Source organism: Iodobacter arcticus (genome assembly GCF_042664895.1).
Classification (GTDB): domain Bacteria; phylum Pseudomonadota; class Gammaproteobacteria; order Burkholderiales; family Chitinibacteraceae; genus Iodobacter; species Iodobacter arcticus.
Map to the genome: position 1 here is coordinate 20,858 of NZ_JBHTBQ010000026.1, position 18,630 is coordinate 39,487.

Here is an 18,630-nt window from a genome sequence, read left to right on the forward strand (position 1 = left end):
CAGGAGACAAAACAATATCTAAAACGCAGGTACTGCTCATTACGGCACAGCTCATTTCATCCGTAAATCACGCATACCTGTTACTGCACCTTCAAAAAAACACTTCCAGAGACCTTGCAAACGACATGCTTGCATGGCTTAGAGAGAGATCGCTTAAACCGGATTAAACCTTGTCACCAATCTTGAAATCACGCGGTAAGGCTGCGCGGCTTTTTGGGCCAAACCAGTGATCGTAAATCTTTTTTGCCTGACCAGATTTCTCTAGCTCCAGCAAGGCATCATTCACCTCTTTGCTCAGGCGCTCTTCGCCACGCGGGATGCCAATGGCTTGATATTCACGCGTCAGAGCAAAAGGGGAAATCTCGTATTTGGTTTTATCCGGCGCATTGGCCAGCAATGCCAGCAGCTTGGCGTCATCCTGGGTAATGGCTTGCACATTGCCATTACGCAGCGCAGTGAAAGCCAATGGCGTGTCGTCATAAGCCACTACCGGTGTGCTTGGGTATTTTTCGCGCAGCAGGGCTTCTTGCGTGGTGCCTTTATCTACACCGATGCGCAGCTTGGCGATATCTGCCGGAGTTTTAAGCACACCTTTTCTGGCAATAAACTTTTGCCCGGTTGCAAAATAAGGGGTGCTAAATTCAACCTGCTTACGGCGCTCCTCCGTTACCGTAAAGTTAGCCGCGACCAAATCCACTTTATTTGCGGTGAGTAAAGGAATGCGATTCGCCGGGTTAGTCGCCAGCAGCTCCAGCTTTACCCCGAGCTTTTTGGCGATCGCCTGTGCGATTTCCACATCAAAGCCCACCAGCTGGCGACTGGTTTCGCTTACAAAACCAAAGGGTGGGTTGCTGTCAAAAGCGGCCACACGCAATACACCTGCTTTTTTGATATCGTCCAGCTTATCGGCCAGCACTGGCCCAGCAATTGTTGTAAGAATAAGTGCTAGTAAAAGTGAGCGTTTCATGATTTATTCTCTTATGAAATTTTATTTAAAACTTAGGTGAGTCCTAGTCTTAAGATTCAGAATTTGGTAATTAACCGCAATGAATGCATCATGCCTGACGGTTAAAATATTCAAAAAGAATTTAAAATTTGATTTATATAATATTTTAGAATATTAAGTGACATAGATATTTGCTTGGCTGGAGAGATACGTGGTTTTACCAAATTTTGCGTAAAATACGGTCAAAGTCATTTTTTAAAAAGAACCATGTAAGTATGAATAATTATCTTTGGCAGAATGAGAACATTCAGATGCGATTTTTATTAGCTGCAGCGCTGCTGGCTCTTACTGCATGCAAGCAACCCAGCCAGCCGGAGCAGGCAGATCACAGCCAAGCATCTGCCACACTTGCATTACCAACCGAAGTAAAAGACATCCCGGCAGGAGTCAGTATTCAGGGGAAGCTGCTGCAGGCCTTACGCTGGCAGGACAAAAGTGGCGATAATATGCTGCTGCTCAGCCAAGCGGAGGGTGATTTTCAGCCCTCTAAAGATGGATCTGATGACGTTCGTGATGCACATGTCTACGCGGCTCATTATCTGCTGAATGCGAACAAACCACGGCGCCTATGGTTGCTGCAGGACGGTGTGGAGCAGTGCATGTTTGATGTGGCTGCAAAGTTTGATCCAGCCGCAACCCGCGTGGCAGATCTGGATGGTGATGGTGTTATGGAAACCATGATTGCTTATAGCCAGACCTGCACCAGCGATGTCAGCCCGCATAGTTACAAACTTATTTTACATGCAGGCAAAGCTAAATACGGATTGCGAGGCACAGACCGCTTTGGCGTTACTTGGCGGGACGCAGATACTGGACAGCTGTCAGGCACACCACTACTTGCTGATTGCAGCCGCAGCAGCCAGCAAGCTTTGCTTAACAACAAGAAAACCGATGGCTTTGACGAATTGCCTTTACCTGGCTGCTATGCCGATGAAAAAGATTTTGCCGGAGCACCACCCGCATTTCTCCCCGCCATGCGCCAGCAGTGGCACAGGCTGATGCAGCAACAGGATGCTGAATGGCGCAAAAACCTGTAAAAACACGCCCGCTTTACGACCGCACCCAGGGTCAATGGCAACAATAGCGCTTTCAGTTTTCCTTGTTAATGAGCAGGATTGTGTTCAAGCGCCAAACAAACACTGTCACCTATACTGCTAATTACTTTGTAAAACTCTTCAAACTTCTGACACAAGGAGTTAGAAATACCATTTAATATCAATACCCCCATAAACCAAGGAAATGGCCCCTTATGCGGTGCTGCGTGTGCTGTTTTTGTCTCACACTGGCTGGCAGATCAAGATCTAACTATTCCTGTAGACCCCGCAGTCCTGCTTGGGGGAACAATCGCAGATGAAATCCGCTTAGCAATGAACGCCACAAGCACCTGCTCTTGTACCGATAATCTGGGCAGCACGCCTGCCAATATTGCTGCTTATCTCAAGCGGCTTCACCCCAATGCACGGATTTATGCTCCCACAGCAATGCTCAGCAACTGGTCAACCCGTCCTTGGTATCCTGCTTTGCGCTTAGGCTTACAGACAAGCTGCAACCTAAATTGGTCCTGCGGCTGCGCTTGTGCCCTTCCGGGCGGAGTTTTGGGTGTTGACTTTCTAACCATCAGCATGATCAGCAAAACCCTCGCTTGCCCATTTTTTTCAAGTGCTTATTACGAAGGGCATTTTATCGTGCATACCGGCATTGACCGGATCATGGACCCTAACGGACACATCCTCATCGGCGCCAATAAAGACCAGTACCTCTCTGGCGGCTACTTTAGCCGAGGCTGGGCATCAGTCGGGCTAGACTTGCATATCTATCGATAAGCGTAGCCGCTCCCAAATGCAAACAGAGCATCCAAAGCATTACTTTCCGACAATATGGATTTGTAAGAAGCAAACAAATAGCGACAGATAAGAGAAAAAATTTAAAAGGAAAAAAGAAGAAATTTGTTTAGACTAAAACAAGATAGAAAAATACTAGAACAAGAAAATACAGAGGGCATGTAAGCATAAACCACTTTTTCTGATGGTTTAAACTCATCCTAATCGCGGTAAGCCTTGATTTAATTGATATGAGATTGGTGCGCCCAGTAGGAATCGAACCTACGACCTTCAGCTTCGGAAACTGACACTCTATCCAACTGAGCTATGAGCGCACTACAGGAAGGACCGCATAATAACGTGTTTATGCGCCTCAGTCTACGTGTAGGCTTTGTTGCTTGCTGCAAAATGTCGGTATAATCACCCTCAATCGTATATGGTTTTATTTCCAACTCATGAACTTACATAAAAAGGGATGACAATGAGCGGTAGCAACGTGAAAGCGTCAAAGGGCATTGCTGGCATGATTCTGGCGTCAGTGATTGGGGTACCGCTATTTGTTTATCTGCTTATCAAGCTGTTTACCTCAGGCAGCGGCGTTGATGTAACACGCTCCACCATGACCACAGAAGCCGTTTCTGCACGCTTACAACCTGTAGGCAGCATCAAGATTGTAGATGGTGGCCCTCCGGGATCTAAAAATGGTAAAGCAGTTTACGAAGCAGTCTGTTTGTCCTGTCATGGCACTGGCCTGGCCGGTGCACCTAAATTTGCCGATGCTGGTGCTTGGGGTGCTCGTATTTCTAAGGGCTTTGAAACGCTCTGGACTCATGCAATCAAGGGTTTTAACGCGATGCCCGCCAAAGGTGGAGCAGCCGATTTAACCGATGATGAAGTCAAACGTGCAGTGGCTTATATGGGCAATGCGGTTGGTGCTAAATTTGAAGAGCCTAAGGTTGAAGGCGCTGCTGCGGGTGCGGCTGTTGACCCTGCCACTAAGGGTAAAGAAATTTACGATTCAGTTTGCATGGCTTGCCATGCTGCTGGCATAGCAGGCGCTCCGAAATTGGGTGATAAAGCGGCTTGGGCTCCACGCCTTAAAGATGGCGTTGAAGGTGCAATTGCAATTGCCACTAAAGGTTTAAATGCAATGCCAGCCAAGGGTGGCTATAGCGGAACAGATGCAGAATTCGCTGCTGCAGTTCACTATATGGTGAATAGCAGTAAGTAAAGCGGTGCCATTCAAAAAAAGCGGGCATGCTTTGCCCGCTTTTTTACGCCTATACAGCCACTATTTCCCTTGTTCTTAGGCCACGCATCAAAGAAAATACCACCTTATCTATGCCATTGGTTTAATTCGATTACTCGCTTAAACAAAATGGCCTACTCCGTATTTCTTCCGGGTTTCCGATACGGAGTGATCGATTAGCCCGTGGTGTGCAAGGCACTCTTTATGTTTAGCTATTGGTTGGTATTAGGCGTTGCAGTATTTACTGAGATTGTCTGGGCTTTATCATTAAAATATATTCAATTAAATCCCAACCCATGGGTTGTGGCTGGATCAATTACTTTATCTTTTTTAAATATGGCATTACTTTCTTATGCCATGAAAGGAATTCCTGCGGGTACAGCTTATGCAATCTGGACCGGGCTGGGCGCAGTGGGCGTAACAATTGGTGGGATTATGCTATTTGGTGATCCGCTCGGTTATACCCGAATTTTCTTCTTATGTCTGATTGTCAGCGGCGTAGTTGGCTTGAAAATGGCGAGTTAAATAAAAAAGGCTTGCTTATTTAAAGCAAGCCTTTTTGCGTATTAAACAAGCTTAAGCTTTAGGCACGGCGGCTAAAGCATCTACCAGTAATTCCCAGAAAGAAGCCACTGAGGCAATTTCTACCCGCTCATCCGGGGAATGCGCCCCTCGAATCGTTGGGCCAAAAGACACCATATCCATTTTTGGATATGCTGCCCCAAGCAAACCACATTCAAGCCCAGCGTGAATCACTTGCACAGCGGGTGTTTCACCATAACGCTGCTGATATACATTTTGCAGTAAAGCTAAAGCAGCCGATTTCAGATCGGGCGTCCAGCCCGGATATTCGCCTTCTTCTTCTACCGCACAGCCACCTAAACGGCCAACTGCTGTAATGGCATCAGCCAGCTCGCGCATACGGATATTTTTAAGCGATCTCACCATTAAAACGGCTTCAAAGCGCCCGTTATCAATCGTTACCACGCCTAAATTATTGGAGGTTTCCACCACGCCCGGCAGCGATTTACTCCAGCAGCGCACACCATGTGGCAAGGCCAGCAACATATCGAGCGCTAAACGCGCATGGGCCGTTATTGGCACCGTATCTGCCGTAGACGGGTTTAAGGAAATCGCTAGGTTTGGATCTGTGCCCGCTAATTCATCGCGGAACAAGGCCTGATAGCTATCTACAATCTCTGCCAGACGTGGCGCATCACAGGCTGCTACAGAGATTTTAGCGAAAGCTTCACGTGCCAGCGCATTGCGTAAAGTACCGCCACTAAAGGAAACCAGCTTCGCTTCAATTTCACGGCTCGCTGCATTCATCACCCGGGCCAGCAAACGAATTGCATTGCCACGCTCCAGATGAATATCCACACCTGAATGCCCGCCCACTAAGCCGGTTAGCGAAATCTCAAAAACATCAAAACCAGCCGCTAAAGGCTCCGTGCTTAATTTACGTGTCAGGGTAATATCCACCCCACCTGCACAGCCCACATACACCTCGCCCCATTCTTCTGTATCCAGATTAAGCAAAAGCTGGCCTTGCAATACGCCAGGCTCCAGCGCGCGTGCGCCTGTCATGCCGCTTTCTTCGTCCACAGTGAGCAGTACTTCCAGCGGGCCATGTGGCAAATTGCTTTCCAGCATAGCTAAAGCCGCCGCGACACCAATACCATTATCTGCACCCAGCGTGGTGCCTTCGGCATGAACCCAGCCGTTCTCAACCCGAGTGCGGATAGGATCAACCATAAAATTGTGAGCATGATTGGCATTTTTTTGCGCCACCATATCTAAATGGCCCTGCAATACCACGCCTTGCCGATCTTCCATGCCTGCCGAAGCAGGCTTTCTAATAATGAGATTTCCACCCTTATCAATTTGCACGGCCAAGCCACGCTCTAATGCCCATGCACGAAGATGATCACGCAAAGCGGATTCATGACGTGACGGTCGAGGAAAGCGACAAATAGTGTCGAAATGACGCCATAAAGGCTGTGGGGCAAGATCTGTAATTACCATGATTAATCTCAGTCAATAACAGGATATAGTGATTTGCCATATAAACGAAGCAAAACGGAGTTATAGAATTCCAAAGCAATCTACTCAAAGCTTGGGATAAATAAAAAACGAAGGAAAAAAGTCATAATGTCATTTTTAATTTTTTTATAATAAGGCACATCATGCAAAGAATTATTTTACAAATAGATGACAAATCAAAGCTTGTTTTTTCAATAAATGTAATGAACGCGCCGTTTAATGTACTAACCTGCTTTGTAGCTTATAAAAATGATACTTTAAAAACAACAAACTAAAACCAGCACACAATCTCACGATCAGCTTTAAGAGAAAAAATAGAAAATTGAGATGTGAAGTAAGGTATTTTAATTATAAAAATCCAGTGTACTTAGCCAAATCTACTTTTCTCAGCAAGAACAAAGCTGAAAGCACAGCAGACAATTTCACTGTATATCTATTTTATTTACTTTTCCAGCCGCAAAACTAACAAATTTTTTCCTGATAATCCAGCTCACAAGCATGTTCTAAAATAATAATCAAGACCTCAGACGCAGCAAATAATGTGCAGATTTTTAAACAAGCCTCTAGCAAACTGCTTATTTCAGATCATAAATGCTGGCGGGCATTATATATTGATTATCTTTACTGTTAAAAGGCGGGATAACAGGGACTGCGAAAGCCGTATGACAAGTGGTATTATCAAGGTTCATTTTTTAAATAATCAAAAACTTAAAAAATGCTAAACATTCATTTTTTGGTTATTTGCTCTTGACCTACCCAGCTATAAAAACATTTTATTAATCCCTTATCACCGTAAAAAGATAACGTATGCTCTCAGGCCAAGGCTTATTACTCTCGCTTATTGCATCACTGGTTTTTTCTATTTTAGGCTGGTATAGCACTCAGCTCACGCCTTTACAGGGCTTAGATATTTTTGCCTGGCGCATTGTCTGGACCGTGCCTGCGATGCTGATCTTACTCGCCTTACTCAAACACGGCACTAAAATGCGCAGTACGCTGGCTCGTTTTAAGCATGAGCCCATTCTTTGGCTTGCTTTACCTGTCAACGCACTTTTATTAGCGATTCAACAATTGATGTTTATGTGGGCCCCGCTTGAAGGGCGCTTGCAAGAAGTATCACTGGGCTATTTTTTATTACCCTTGGTCATGGTGCTGGTTGGTTTTTTTATTTACAAAGAACGCCCCAGCCGCTTGCAATGGCTTGCAGTGTGCTTTGCATTAGCGGGCGTTTTACATGAGCTTTGGTTAACAAGGGCTTTCTCTTGGGTAACACTGGTGACCGCACTGGGCTACCCGCCCTACTTAATGATACGCAGAGCATTGCATCTCGACCCATTTAGTGGCTTTTTACTTGAGACCCTCTTTATTTTACCAGGCGCAGTTGCGCTCCTTTACCTGCACCCCGCTGCCACCGATGCTTTACAAAGCGCGCCCCAATTATGGCTTTTACTGCCTTGCCTTGGCATCATGACGGCAACCGCTTTTGTCTGCTATCTAATGGCCAGTAAATTACTTACTATTGGCCTGCTTGGTATTTTGGGTTATGTAGAGCCCGTACTGCTGTTCTTTATCTCTTTATTTGTGCTGGGCGAGCCTTTCAGTGTCTCCGGCTTGGGTACTTATATCCCAATCTGGTTGGGCATTATGCTGACATGCTGGCAAAGTGCTCAGACCTTACGCCGCCAGAGGCGAAACGCTTAGCTTGCAGCCAGGGTCTGTTGACGTTTCATTCACGGCTGCGTTGGCTGCAGTTTTGGGGCTGAACAAGGCAAAAATTGCGACATGGCACGAGTACCATTAGCGATTTTTAACTTTCGTTCCGCCCCAAAAATGCAGCCAACCCTCCGCGTGCGAGGGGTTTTCCTCGCTAGGACTGGGCTGAGGCGGAAAATGGCCATCCACTGCGTTATGCTCCTCGGAAATAACTCGTTATTGCCTTCGTCGCATGCCTTGTGCCTAGCCATTTTCCGCCTCAGCGCAATTGTGAATGAAACGTCAACAGACCCTAAGGTATTCATCGTAGAGGAAAATGGGCTCTGCTTGCCGTGCAGATAAAATACCTAGCCTACCTTGACCTGTTCATTTTTATTTTTCTATTTAAATTCATAAAGATAGCAAACATTTAATTTTAATTGACACATTACTTTCATAAATAAAAAGCTAGTGTATTAGATATTACTTACGTGCTTTATGTTACATAAACAACTGTTTGATTTACATAGAATGCGCCAACTCATTCGGCATAACAAACAGCAGATCGTCTGAGCCTCCTCTAATCCACCTCAGGACAATCTGTGTTTTCAAACATTAAAAAACTCGCACAAAAAAAAACCAGCAAGTTATTCCTCACTTCAAGCATTGTTTTAATAACGAGCGCTTGTGGTGGTGGAGGTGGCTCAGACGCATCTAATGCAAGCCCCACAGCCACGCCACCCGTTAATTCAGTCGGGCCAGTTGGCAGCACACCTACAAATACGGCAACCCCGGTTGCCCCTGCTCCAACACTCCCGCCTGCCCCGCCTTTTGCAATCGACAGTATCAATCCACTTGAAGCAAGCGAGGGCAATACGATCACTATCAAAGGGATCGGTTTATCTCAAGTCAAAAAAGTCTTTATTGATCAGGCCGAGCTGCCATTTAAAGTGATCTCTGAACAAGTGATCGAGGTGACTCTCACGCAAGCTGCGCAATCAGGCATGCTCACACTGCATAAAGAAGGCAATGTTGTTCAAGCCGCCCAGAAAATTACAGTTTATGGGCCGCAAATTGATGAGCTATCCAGCACCGAGCTCAACACTGGCGATACACTGACACTGACTGGCAAACTATTAAATCAAATTAAAAGTGTGCGGCTGAGTGGCGTTATTTTGCCCAAAATTAACCAATCTAATAATAAATACTCCGTTAGCATTCCGGCGGCAGCACGATCAGGCTTTATCAGCTTTGAAGATAAAAACGGAGAGATACAAACATTAGCGCAGGTTGTTCAGATTTGGCAGACCGTGGCTCAACCCGTGCTGCGCCCTGCCGCAGGGCTGCCAGGACAGACGATCAGCTTGCTTGGCCAGGGCATGGAGCAAGTTGAGCAAGTCTTATTTGCCAATAAGCAAGCAGCCCATATTCAAGGCCGCGCAGATAGCCGCCTAGATGTCATCATTCCCGAAAACGCACTGAGCGGCCCTTTGACTTTAATCTGGGGAAAACGCAACTTACAAAGCAATACACGCTTTGAAGTCACTGCCCTTATCAATGTCAGTGCAATGAGCCCCTTAAGCGGCCCCGTTGATAGTCAAATCAACTTATCAGGCCAAGGATTAGACACAGTAAGCAGCGCTACTGTGGGGGGCAATAACGCCAAAATAATCAGTAAAACATCCACTCAGCTTACCCTGCAAATTCCTGCCAACGGCAATGGCGAAGTGGTATTAAAGGCGGGTACGCAAACTATTTCTGCCGGAAACTTTAAGCTGGTCGTTTTGCCGCCTACCGTAGTGCCCCCGACTAAACCGACAATTAATCTAGAAAGCGTAGCCGTAGTACAAAATTACTCGCAACTCATTGGCGAGCCATACCAGCGCTTAGTCCCCGGTAAAACGACGATTGTTCGTGCCAGCCTCACCACCAACAGCAGCAAGTTGGCTAGCCCGCGTGTTTGGCTAAGTGCCTCACTCAATGGTATTCCACAAGGCCAACCCCTGGAAATGAGCGGCCCCGCTTTTATCCCAGCATCGGTGGCCCGTGCTCAGCTAGCCCAAAGCTTTAATGTAAAATTGCCTGAAAAATGGATTAAATCCGGCCTAAGCCTGCGTGTCGATGTTGATCCTGAACAGAAAGTAAGCAATGGTTCCAGCAAAAGTATTAATCCCATTGTTGGTCAATCCACCAATATGGATTTAGTGCTGGTCCCCTTACAAATTGATAATGATGGCAAAGGCAATCGTATTAGCGCCAAAGCCCCCGACGAAATGGCAGTGCGACAAATGCTGAGTAATATTTTCCCGCTCGCCAGCAACTCGCTCAATATCAGCTTTCGCGCACCGTATAAGCTGACCACCGTCGGCTCAACCACCGAAATGAAGAGCATCGATGATGCCAATACGGGTTCGGCAGGCTGGAACAAGGCGCTTTCTGAGCTAAGCCAGCTGCGTATTAAAGAAGGCAGTGGCCGTCATTACTATGGTTTGGTTCCTGATCCAAGATTTAGCGGTGGTATTGCTGGGCTGGGCTATGTCAATCCAATTGGTTCGGGTAGTGCAAACAGCACCGCCATCGGGCTGGATGCCAATTACGATAACGACCTAAAAACAATGGGGCATGAGCTGGGACACAATCTAAGCCGGCCTCACGCACCTTGCGGTGGGGTGCGTAATCCTGACAAATCATTCCCTTATTCTGATGGAAAAATCGGCAACACCCTGCCCTTTGATCCTCTAAGCAACACATTACTTACGCTGGACGAAGATAATAATAGCGACATCATGGGCTATTGCGATGGGCGCTGGTTCTCTGATTACAATTACGCCAAGGTACAAGAGTTTTTAGAGCAGCATAATTACGCACTTGCACCCCAAGCTGCTGGGTACACCCTGCCTATGAATCTGATTGATATATCCGGCAGCATTAGTGAAAAAGGAGTGAGCTTTGACCCCATCTTCTCGCGCAGCGGCAATATAAAAGCGGTGACCAAAGGTGATTACGAGCTGCATTTAATTCGTGCAAACGCCAAACCCATTATTCAACGCTTTAATCCGGTAGAAGTGGCGGATGCCCATGGCGCAGTAGCGCACTTTTTTATCAGCATTCCCCAGCCGGGCCCCTTGGCATCCATTGAAATTTGGCATAAAGGTAAGCGATTAGATAGGCAGCAAAGCCAAACTCGTGCAGGCGCTACGGCCAGCGCCCCAAGCGGGGCCAAAGTGCAATGGCAGGAAAATGCAGGGAAGCTGGTGATGAACTGGGATATCAAACAATACCCCTATTTAAGCGTAATGCACCTTGGCAAATCACGCCAATTACTGGCGAATCAGGCACAAGGAGGAAAAATTGTGATTGATTTAGCAGGCGTGCCCGCTGGCGGGCAGTTTGAACTTTCTTTATCAGATGGTTTGAATCCAAGCCTGATACGATTACAGCGCTAATAAATAACCGGCCGCTGATCGAAGGGCTGGCCGGTTATTTTTTTCAGACCCGTTTACGGCGCTTAGCCACGATCACAGCAAGTAAACCCAGGCCCATAAGGGCATAAGTTTCAGGCTCTGGCACAGCGGCAACATGAATATTATCGATCACTGTTTCTGATGTGCCGGGTTCGCCAAAGAATTTCAGCTTGGTAATGCCTACCCAGTCAAACACAATATGGCTTGGAGCGGCCGTGCTAGAGAATACGCTTCTAGAAAAAGTGAGTGTATTACCGATATAACCTTCGAAGTGGGTTATTCCCGCTGTCAATCCTTTGGTGACATACATATCACGCAAAGTAAAAGCCGTTTCACGCGAAAACGAAGCAGCAAGACCATCTTGGTTATATGCAATATTAGGCCCAGAAACCACGCCACGTTCAAAACCTGAATTTGGTACAAAAGTACCATTCATCGAAGTAAAATTAGACCAGTTAAAGCCCGCATAGCCGTTATTAATCGCGGCGCTGTCTTGCCCCAGAGCATCAAAATTGATCAGCTGGGCAGAAACAGTTGGAGAGAATGTTGCTGAAAAAAGGAACAGCACATTCAATGCAAAAGATTTAAAAGTATTCATATCCACTCCAGAAGATTACGCTTATATATTAATTTAATTACATTCATTCATCGGTTTGATTTCAAGTGCAGAAATTATTCTAGCCGACAATTAATTAATTATCAAAGAATACGAATTAATTTCCATATATAAGCAATTACTCATTTTATAATTAACTCAAGTAATTCCATGTTCAAAAGTAAAATAAAAATCAGCGTGGTTAGCTTATTGTTTTAATTAATAAGAATGAATCAAGCAATGTAAATGACATATATTTGCCATTTGGTGTTTTTCCCTAAGGGTACTTTGCCGCACAACACGATCATGGCATTCTTTTATGATCAGTCGGTTCACACTAACATGGCACACATTATGAAAAGCTTTGCTCTGGCAAGCGTACTGATGCTCTGCCTTACCAAGATAAGCTATGCTGGCCAATGGCTGGAATTAGGCAATACACCCGATGGCAATCTGATTTCGGTACTGGATACCCAGATCCGAAAAGGAGCAATCATCACGACCCGTATCCGCAATGATTTATCAGAACCCACGTCAACAGAAAACGGCAGCATTACTCGTATCGAAGCAGACTTACAAATTAATTGCAGCAAAAAAACAGTCTCCCCAATTCGCACCTTTTTGTTTGATGACAAGGGGAGTGCTGAGCTTTCAGTTAATGTACGAGGCGGACGGGACTTTATAAAGAAGAATGAAGATAGCTCCTTTGGCATGGCCATTAAAGAGCTGTGCTAAATACTGAAAAGCCACCACAGCAGCATAAATGCTTAAATACAGAAACTATTATCGCTCCCGCTAATCACACCATCACCATAACCCGTTTGATCAACTGAACAAGTTGCACGAGTCATTATCAAAGGCTATAAGTCATCAATACACAAAAATTACAACTTACTGACCAAACAGCAAAAATATGTTAAATAAATTTATATTACTCATTCGGCAAGCTCAGAACAAACGGCTCAATCTTTGATCCCATTTGCAGTAAGCTTGCCGAAGCCCCGGCAGGATCGGCCAAATCAACGCGTTCTTAAGATACAAAACCCTTAAGATGAGGGCGGCCCTGCACCAGAGAGCAGTAAGTTAGTTCGACGCAACAGCGATAATGCCGTTATATCGCGTTTCGTGATATAAACCCCACACTATAAAAAAGGGTACTGTTCCAAGATGAATCGTGGATTTTTCATTATTCTTGGCGCGCAATTTTTATCTGCGCTTGCTGACAACGCCCTCTTCTTTGCGGCCCTTGCGCTACTGAAAGAGCAACATTCACCCGAATGGCATTTATCAATGCTGCTATGGTGTTTTACGGTGTCTTATGTTGTCCTTGCCCCCTTTGCAGGCTCTTTTGCTGATTCCATGCACAAGGGTAAGGCAATGATGATTTGCAATGGCATCAAGCTGGCTGGTTGTCTGGGGATGCTGGTTGGACTGCCACCAATTATGGCCTATGCCTTAGTCGGCTTTGGCGCTGCCGCTTACTCCCCCGCCAAATACGGCATCATTACCGAATACCTACCACACGAAAAGCTGGTTGCCGCCAATGGCTGGCTAGAGGGTGCAACCGTTAGCGCCATTATTTTTGGCACGATCTTGGGCGGGTTACTGGCTGGCTCACACGTTGCCCCTTGGCTTAACAGCACCGTACTAGGCGCGTTCTTTTCCCCAGCCACCTTTGCCATTGCCGCAATTATTTTGCTCTACTTGGCCGCCTCTTGGCTAAACTGTTACATCCCTAAGCTGAATGTAGAGCTTAAACCGCTGCAGCTACAGCCTGTGGCGCTCATTAAAGAATTCTGGTGCTGCGTAGCCAAGCTATGGAAAGACCCTCAGGGCCAATTATCCCTCGGTGTAACCACGCTCTTTTGGGGTGCGGGGGCCACCATGCGCCTGGTAGTATTGAACTGGGCCATTATTTGGTTGAACTTTTCCATGGAACAAGCGACTCAGCTAGTCGCAGTAGTTGCATTTGGCATTGCGGCAGGCGCAATTCTTGCCGGCCATTGTGTTCCGCTCAAAAAAGCATTTAGCGTGTTGCCAGCAGGGATTGCCATGGGAATTATGGTGATCGGTATGCTGTTTGTTCACAATATTTGGCTTGCTGCATTTCTGATGTTTATTGTGGGATGTTTATCAGGCTTCTTTGTGGTGCCATTAAACGCCATGTTGCAACACAGAGGCCATACACTGATGGGTGCTGGCCACTCTATTGCCGTGCAAAACTTTAACGAGAATATTGGTATTTTAGTAATGGTAGGGATTCATGCCCTGATGGTGAAATACTTTAGCCAACCCGTTACCGAAGCTGCGAGCAAAGCCGTGGCGCATCAATTTCAAATCAGCGGAATACCGCCTATGTACGCCATCATTACAGGCTTTGGCCTGATGGTGGCCCTGACTATGATTGCGATCACCGTACGGTTCCGGCGCGGTGTTCGTGCTGGAATTATGAATGACTAAATATAGCCTGACCCTCCTTGCCTTAGCCCTTGCTGGCTGCGGTAAAACAGCCCCAAAAGAACAAGCAGAACGCCCTCCACAGCAGGTAATTGCCACCACCACCCAAACGGCTGATATTGCACTTCATTTAAGTGCCCAAGGCCACGTTAGCCCGCTTGATCAGGTAGAAGTACGCCCGCAAAAAAACGGACTCATTAGTAAAGTCCATTTTAAAGAAGGCGATCAGATCAGCGCGGGCCAGCTTTTATTTAGCCTAGATGCACGGGAAGACGAAGCCAATGTGCGCCAGGCCATAGCCAAACTTGCGCAAAACCAGGCCCAACTTGCTGCAGCAGAAAGGGATTACACCCGCTCTAAAGAGCTAGCCGCGCAAAGTTTTATCTCTAAAACTGCGCTTGACAATGCTCAAAGCAAATTAGAAACCCTGCAAGCTACACTGGCTGCAGAACGTGCAGCGGTGGATGCGGCCCGAATAATGCTCTCTTATTCACAAATCAGAGCACCACTGAGCGGGCGAGCCGGTCTGGTTGGCGTTTACACGGGCAGCTATGTGCAGCCCAGTATTGCCATCCCGCTCGTGACCATCAGCCAGCTCGACCCGATTACCGTGACCTTCAGCCTGCCTGAGCGCGATCTTGCTACCTTGCAAAACGCCCCTACACCAATTTTAGTAAGCGCTTCTTTATCTGATGGCAATACGCTGCAAGGTAAGTTGAGCTTTATCGATAATGCGGTAAATTCAAGCTCGGGCACCATTGCCTTAAAAGCAGAATTTGCCAATCCTAAAAATCTGCTCTGGCCCGGTGCTTTTGTGCCAGTAAAAGTGGCTGCTGGCACGCTTAAAAATGCCGTGGTCTTGCCGACTCAAGCCGTGCAAACCGGCCCGGACCGGCGCTTTGTATTTGCGATTCAGGCAGATCAAACAGTGAAATCGATTCCGGTTGAATTGCTGCAAGTTGAAAACGAGCGCGCCGTCGTCAGCGGCATAGGCAGCAATATCAAAGTGGTAAAAGAAGGCGGGCAAAATCTGCGTGAAGGCAGCAAAGTTCGCGAAGCCAAAAAGCGTGACGCAAGTGCACCGAAAACTGCCGCCAGTGCCGCAAAATGAATATCTCCTTACTAAGCATTAATAAGCCCATAGCAACAACACTCTTGTGGCTGGCTATCGTTGTCGCTGGGGTAGTGGCTTGGTTTAATCTGCCGATCTCTGCCCTGCCCTCTTTTAATATGCCCACCATCGAGGTGTCTGGCAGCTTGCCCGGTGCCAGCCCAGAAACGATGTCGACCTCGGTGGCTACCCCGCTCGAAAAGCAATTTTCAACCATTCCCGGCCTTGCCGTCATTACCTCGAGCAGCACTCAGGGCAAGGTATCGCTGACGCTAGAATTTGACGCTAACCGCAATATCGACGATGCGGCCGTCGATGTGCAAGCCGCGCTCTATCGTGCTTCCCGTGGCTTGCCTAAAGATATGACCAGCCCGCCGAGCTATCGCAAAGTAAACCCAGCAGATGCACCGGTGCTAATGGTGGGGATTAACTCGCCATCGATGAGCTTGGCCGAGCTGAACGATTACGGCGACAACCTGATTTCCCCCACGCTCTCTACCCTAAATGGCGTGGCGCAGGTCATGATTTACGGGCAAAAACGCTTTGCCGTGCGGGTGCAAGTCAACCCCGAGCGATTGGCCGCAAGGGATATGACGCTGGCCGAGCTATCCGCCGCGCTGAAATCTGCCAATGCCAATAGTCCCGTCGGCCAACTCGATGGCAAGCGCCAGGTGCTAGCGCTGCAAGCCAATGAGCAGCTTAAAAATGCCGCCGACTTTTCCAACTTGATTGTTGCGCAAAAAAATATGCAACCGGTGCGCTTAGCCGATGTCGCCACGGTTGAAGACAGCGTGCAAGACGTGAAAAGCGGCAGCTGGATTAACGGCGAACGCTCGATCGTACTGGCCGTGATGCGCCAGTCCGACGCCAATACCGTTGCCGTAGTTGATGCTATTAAAGCCGCCTTGCCACAGCTTAAATCGCAAATGCCTGCCTCGGTAAATGTGCAAGTCTTGAACGACAGATCGCAATCTGTGCGCGAAGCAATTCACGATGTAAACCTCACCATGCTGCTGACCATGCTGCTGGTGGTAGGCGTAATTCTGCTGTTTTTACGCCGTGCTGCAGCCACGCTAATCCCGGCTTTATCGCTGCCCATCTCGCTGATTGCCACCTTTGCACTGATGCACTGGCTGGGGTATAGCCTCGATAATATCTCGCTGATGGGGCTGACCATTGCCATTGGTTTGGTGGTGGATGATGCGATTGTGGTGCTTGAAAACATCATGCGCCACGTTGAAAACGGCATGAAGCCCATGGAAGCCGCCATTCAGGGCGCGCAAGAAGTCGGCTTTACCGTGGTATCGATTTCGGTATCCCTGATTGCCGTGTTTATTCCGATTTTCTTTATGCCCGGCACCATTGGCCTGCTGTTCCATGAATTTGCCGCCGTCGTCACCTTAGCGATTATGGTATCCGCCGTGGTGGCGCTAACGCTGATCCCGATGCTGGCCGCACGTTATATTAAGCACGAAACACCGGACGCCCATGTGCCCGCATGGAGCCGCTTTTTTGAACGGGGCTTTCATCGCGTGCTCAGCGGCTATCAGCGCACACTGGATTGGAGCTTAGGCCAACGCAAGCTGATGTTAGCTGTTGCACTTGCCACCTTTGTGCTCACTGCTTGGTTATATCAATCCATGCCCAAGGGTTTTTTCCCTGAAGAAGATATCGGCCAGATTCAGGCTAGCAGCGAGGGCCCGCAGGATATTGCCTACCCTGCCATGCTGAAACTGCATACCGAAGTCGCCGAGCGGATTCAAAAAAATCCCAATGTAAACGTGGTGGTTTCTAGCCTATCCAGCGGTAATCGTGGCCGGATGTTTATTAGCCTCAAGCCTCGCAATCAGCGCCTTTCTATGGAAAAAACCGTAGCCAGCCTGCGTAAAGATACCAGCGGAATTACCGGCATCTCGGTGTTTTTTAACCCGACACAAAACTTAAAAATTGGCGCACGTAGCTCCAAAAGTCGCTACCAATACACCCTGCAAGCCGTGCAATCGGACGAGCTAAGTGATTGGTCAGACAAGCTGATGCGCGCCATGCGCCAATCGCCTATCTTTACCGAAGTCACATCAGACACCGAAAAGCGCGGCCTGCAAGCAAGGCTCAATATTGATAGAGACAAGGCGCAAACCTTGGGTATCGATATGCAAAATCTGCGCGAAACGCTGTATGGCGCGTTTGGCGAGCGTGAAATCAGCACAATTTATCTGCCGCAAGACAGCTATTCGGTGCTGATGCAGCTCTCTGATGAATATCGCACGGATGAATCGGCGCTGAACAAGCTCTATGCACGCAGCAATAGCGGCGTCTTAGTGCCAATCTCGGCCTTTTCCAGCGTCGAGCGCATCATGACTAATAACGCCATCAACCACCAAGGCCAGCTGCCTGCGGTGACGCTGTCGTTTAATATGGCCGAAGGCAAAACACTCTCGGATGCCGCTGCCAAGATCGAAGCCCTGAAGCAGGAAATCCAGCTGCCACCTAAAATATTTGGCGAATTCGCTGGGGACGCAGCCGTATTCCAGCAATCGCAAAACACCCAGCTCTGGCTGATTTTAGTGGCCGTGGCGGTGATTTATGTGATTCTGGGCGTGCTGTATGAAAGCTGGATTCACCCGCTGACCATTTTGGCGGGGATTCCTTCTGCGGCAGTGGGGGCACTTATTGCGCTCGATATCGTCGGCCTACCGCTGACCTTTATCGCCATGGTCGGGATTTTGCTCCTGATTGGTATCGTCAAGAAAAACGCCATTATGATGATCGACTTTGCGCTGGAAGCCGAGCGTAAAGAAGGCAAAGCACCCGTGGACGCGATTCGTGAAGCCTGCTTACTACGATTCCGCCCCATCATGATGACCACCCTCGCCGCCATTATGGGCGCCATGCCAATTGCCATCGGCATAGGCGCAGGGGCCGAGCTACGCCAGCCCATGGGCGTGGCGGTAGTCGGTGGCTTGGTGCTATCGCAGCTCATCACCCTCTACATCACCCCCGCGCTTTACTTAAGCTTTGACGGCTTGCAAAAGCGCTGGCAGAAAGCCAAATAAGAGAAAGGCCAGCAGAGATGCTGGCCTTTTTTAATATCTGTTGTTATGCCTGAAAGCCAGATTGCTTAAAATTTAATCAGCAAAAAAAGCCACCTACAGAACAAAGACTTGCCCCACTTATCCACAGAGCGCTCACAGCC

Annotated in this window: 13 protein-coding genes and 1 tRNA gene; 10 read left to right on the forward strand and 4 right to left on the reverse strand. The window is 47.8% G+C overall.

All coding sequences use genetic code 11. The annotated features are described in order from the left end of the window. Positions 1-163: 163 nt before the first annotated feature. Complete coding sequence (locus tag ACFQNF_RS12570) at positions 164-967, reverse strand: ABC transporter substrate-binding protein (protein ID WP_380188299.1); 804 nt, start codon at positions 965-967, stop codon at positions 164-166. Between the two features lie 290 nt (positions 968-1,257). On the opposite strand from ACFQNF_RS12570, the gene ACFQNF_RS12575 reads away from it, so the two are divergent. Continuing rightward, a complete protein-coding gene (locus tag ACFQNF_RS12575) occupies positions 1,258-2,043 on the forward strand; it encodes a M949_RS01915 family surface polysaccharide biosynthesis protein (protein ID WP_380188330.1) in 786 nt (261 codons plus the stop codon). Between the two features lie 330 nt (positions 2,044-2,373). Continuing rightward, entirely contained in the window at positions 2,374-2,829 is a 456-nt protein-coding gene (locus ACFQNF_RS12580; protein WP_380188300.1) for a hypothetical protein, read from the forward strand. Between the two features lie 255 nt (positions 2,830-3,084). Here ACFQNF_RS12580 and ACFQNF_RS12585 read toward each other — a convergent pair. Further along, a tRNA-Arg gene (locus tag ACFQNF_RS12585) sits at positions 3,085-3,161 on the reverse strand. Positions 3,162-3,307: 146 nt separating this feature from the next. Between ACFQNF_RS12585 and ACFQNF_RS12590 the strand changes: the two genes are divergently transcribed. Both ACFQNF_RS12590 and ACFQNF_RS12595 read left to right on the forward strand, forming a co-directional pair. Then, positions 3,308-4,057, forward strand: a complete 750-nt coding sequence (locus ACFQNF_RS12590) for a c-type cytochrome (protein ID WP_380188301.1) — start codon at positions 3,308-3,310, stop codon at positions 4,055-4,057. Between the two features lie 222 nt (positions 4,058-4,279). After that, on the forward strand, positions 4,280-4,600 hold the full coding sequence (locus ACFQNF_RS12595) for a DMT family transporter (RefSeq protein ID WP_380188302.1): 321 nt from the start codon (positions 4,280-4,282) through the stop codon (positions 4,598-4,600). Between the two features lie 51 nt (positions 4,601-4,651). Here ACFQNF_RS12595 and ACFQNF_RS12600 read toward each other — a convergent pair whose 3' ends face one another. After that, the gene (locus ACFQNF_RS12600) at positions 4,652-6,100 is read right to left on the reverse strand and encodes an aminoacyl-histidine dipeptidase (protein WP_380188303.1); all 1,449 of its coding nucleotides are present in this window, start codon (positions 6,098-6,100) and stop codon (positions 4,652-4,654) included. An 825-nt stretch (positions 6,101-6,925) separates the two neighbouring features. Here ACFQNF_RS12600 and rarD point away from each other — a divergent pair. Then, a complete protein-coding gene (rarD, locus tag ACFQNF_RS12605; RefSeq protein WP_380188304.1) occupies positions 6,926-7,819 on the forward strand; it encodes an EamA family transporter RarD in 894 nt (297 codons plus the stop codon). A 593-nt stretch (positions 7,820-8,412) separates the two neighbouring features. Further along, the gene (locus tag ACFQNF_RS12610) at positions 8,413-11,256 is read left to right on the forward strand and encodes an IPT/TIG domain-containing protein (protein ID WP_380188305.1); all 2,844 of its coding nucleotides are present in this window, start codon (positions 8,413-8,415) and stop codon (positions 11,254-11,256) included. Between the two features lie 43 nt (positions 11,257-11,299). On the opposite strand, the gene ACFQNF_RS12615 is transcribed toward ACFQNF_RS12610, so the two are convergent. Then, a complete protein-coding gene (locus tag ACFQNF_RS12615; protein WP_380188306.1) occupies positions 11,300-11,872 on the reverse strand; it encodes a PEP-CTERM sorting domain-containing protein in 573 nt (190 codons plus the stop codon). A 351-nt stretch (positions 11,873-12,223) separates the two neighbouring features. Between ACFQNF_RS12615 and ACFQNF_RS12620 the strand changes: the two genes are divergently transcribed. The 4 genes from ACFQNF_RS12620 (at position 12,224) to ACFQNF_RS12635 (ending at position 18,490) form a co-directional block, all read left to right on the forward strand. Continuing rightward, complete coding sequence (locus ACFQNF_RS12620; protein ID WP_380188307.1) at positions 12,224-12,604, forward strand: hypothetical protein; 381 nt, start codon at positions 12,224-12,226, stop codon at positions 12,602-12,604. Positions 12,605-13,036: 432 nt separating this feature from the next. After that, positions 13,037-14,329, forward strand: coding sequence for a lysophospholipid transporter LplT (lplT, locus tag ACFQNF_RS12625; protein WP_380188308.1), 1,293 nt, complete (start codon positions 13,037-13,039; stop codon positions 14,327-14,329). Next, positions 14,322-15,437: an efflux RND transporter periplasmic adaptor subunit gene (locus ACFQNF_RS12630; RefSeq protein ID WP_380188309.1), complete on the forward strand. Its 1,116-nt coding sequence runs from the start codon at positions 14,322-14,324 to the stop codon at positions 15,435-15,437. The genes lplT and ACFQNF_RS12630 overlap by 8 nt, the downstream gene beginning before the upstream one ends. After that, positions 15,434-18,490, forward strand: coding sequence for an efflux RND transporter permease subunit (locus tag ACFQNF_RS12635; protein WP_380188310.1), 3,057 nt, complete (start codon positions 15,434-15,436; stop codon positions 18,488-18,490). The genes ACFQNF_RS12630 and ACFQNF_RS12635 overlap by 4 nt, the downstream gene beginning before the upstream one ends. Positions 18,491-18,630: the final 140 nt, after the last annotated feature.

Excerpts from the sequence above, each read along its gene's own strand:
- ACFQNF_RS12600 (WP_380188303.1), bottom strand. The coding sequence starts at position 6,100 with ATGGTAATTACAGATCTTGCCCCACAGCCTTTATGGCGTCATTTCGAC.
- ACFQNF_RS12620 (WP_380188307.1), top strand. The coding sequence starts at position 12,224 with ATGAAAAGCTTTGCTCTGGCAAGCGTACTGATGCTCTGCCTTACCAAG.
- ACFQNF_RS12590 (WP_380188301.1), top strand. The coding sequence starts at position 3,308 with ATGAGCGGTAGCAACGTGAAAGCGTCAAAGGGCATTGCTGGCATGATT.
- ACFQNF_RS12595 (WP_380188302.1), top strand. The coding sequence starts at position 4,280 with ATGTTTAGCTATTGGTTGGTATTAGGCGTTGCAGTATTTACTGAGATT.
- ACFQNF_RS12630 (WP_380188309.1), top strand. The coding sequence starts at position 14,322 with ATGACTAAATATAGCCTGACCCTCCTTGCCTTAGCCCTTGCTGGCTGC.
- rarD (WP_380188304.1), top strand. The coding sequence starts at position 6,926 with ATGCTCTCAGGCCAAGGCTTATTACTCTCGCTTATTGCATCACTGGTT.
- ACFQNF_RS12575 (WP_380188330.1), top strand. The coding sequence starts at position 1,258 with ATGCGATTTTTATTAGCTGCAGCGCTGCTGGCTCTTACTGCATGCAAG.
- ACFQNF_RS12615 (WP_380188306.1), bottom strand. The coding sequence starts at position 11,872 with ATGAATACTTTTAAATCTTTTGCATTGAATGTGCTGTTCCTTTTTTCA.
- ACFQNF_RS12635 (WP_380188310.1), top strand. The coding sequence starts at position 15,434 with ATGAATATCTCCTTACTAAGCATTAATAAGCCCATAGCAACAACACTC.
- ACFQNF_RS12570 (WP_380188299.1), bottom strand. The coding sequence starts at position 967 with ATGAAACGCTCACTTTTACTAGCACTTATTCTTACAACAATTGCTGGG.
- ACFQNF_RS12580 (WP_380188300.1), top strand. The coding sequence starts at position 2,374 with ATGAACGCCACAAGCACCTGCTCTTGTACCGATAATCTGGGCAGCACG.
- lplT (WP_380188308.1), top strand. The coding sequence starts at position 13,037 with ATGAATCGTGGATTTTTCATTATTCTTGGCGCGCAATTTTTATCTGCG.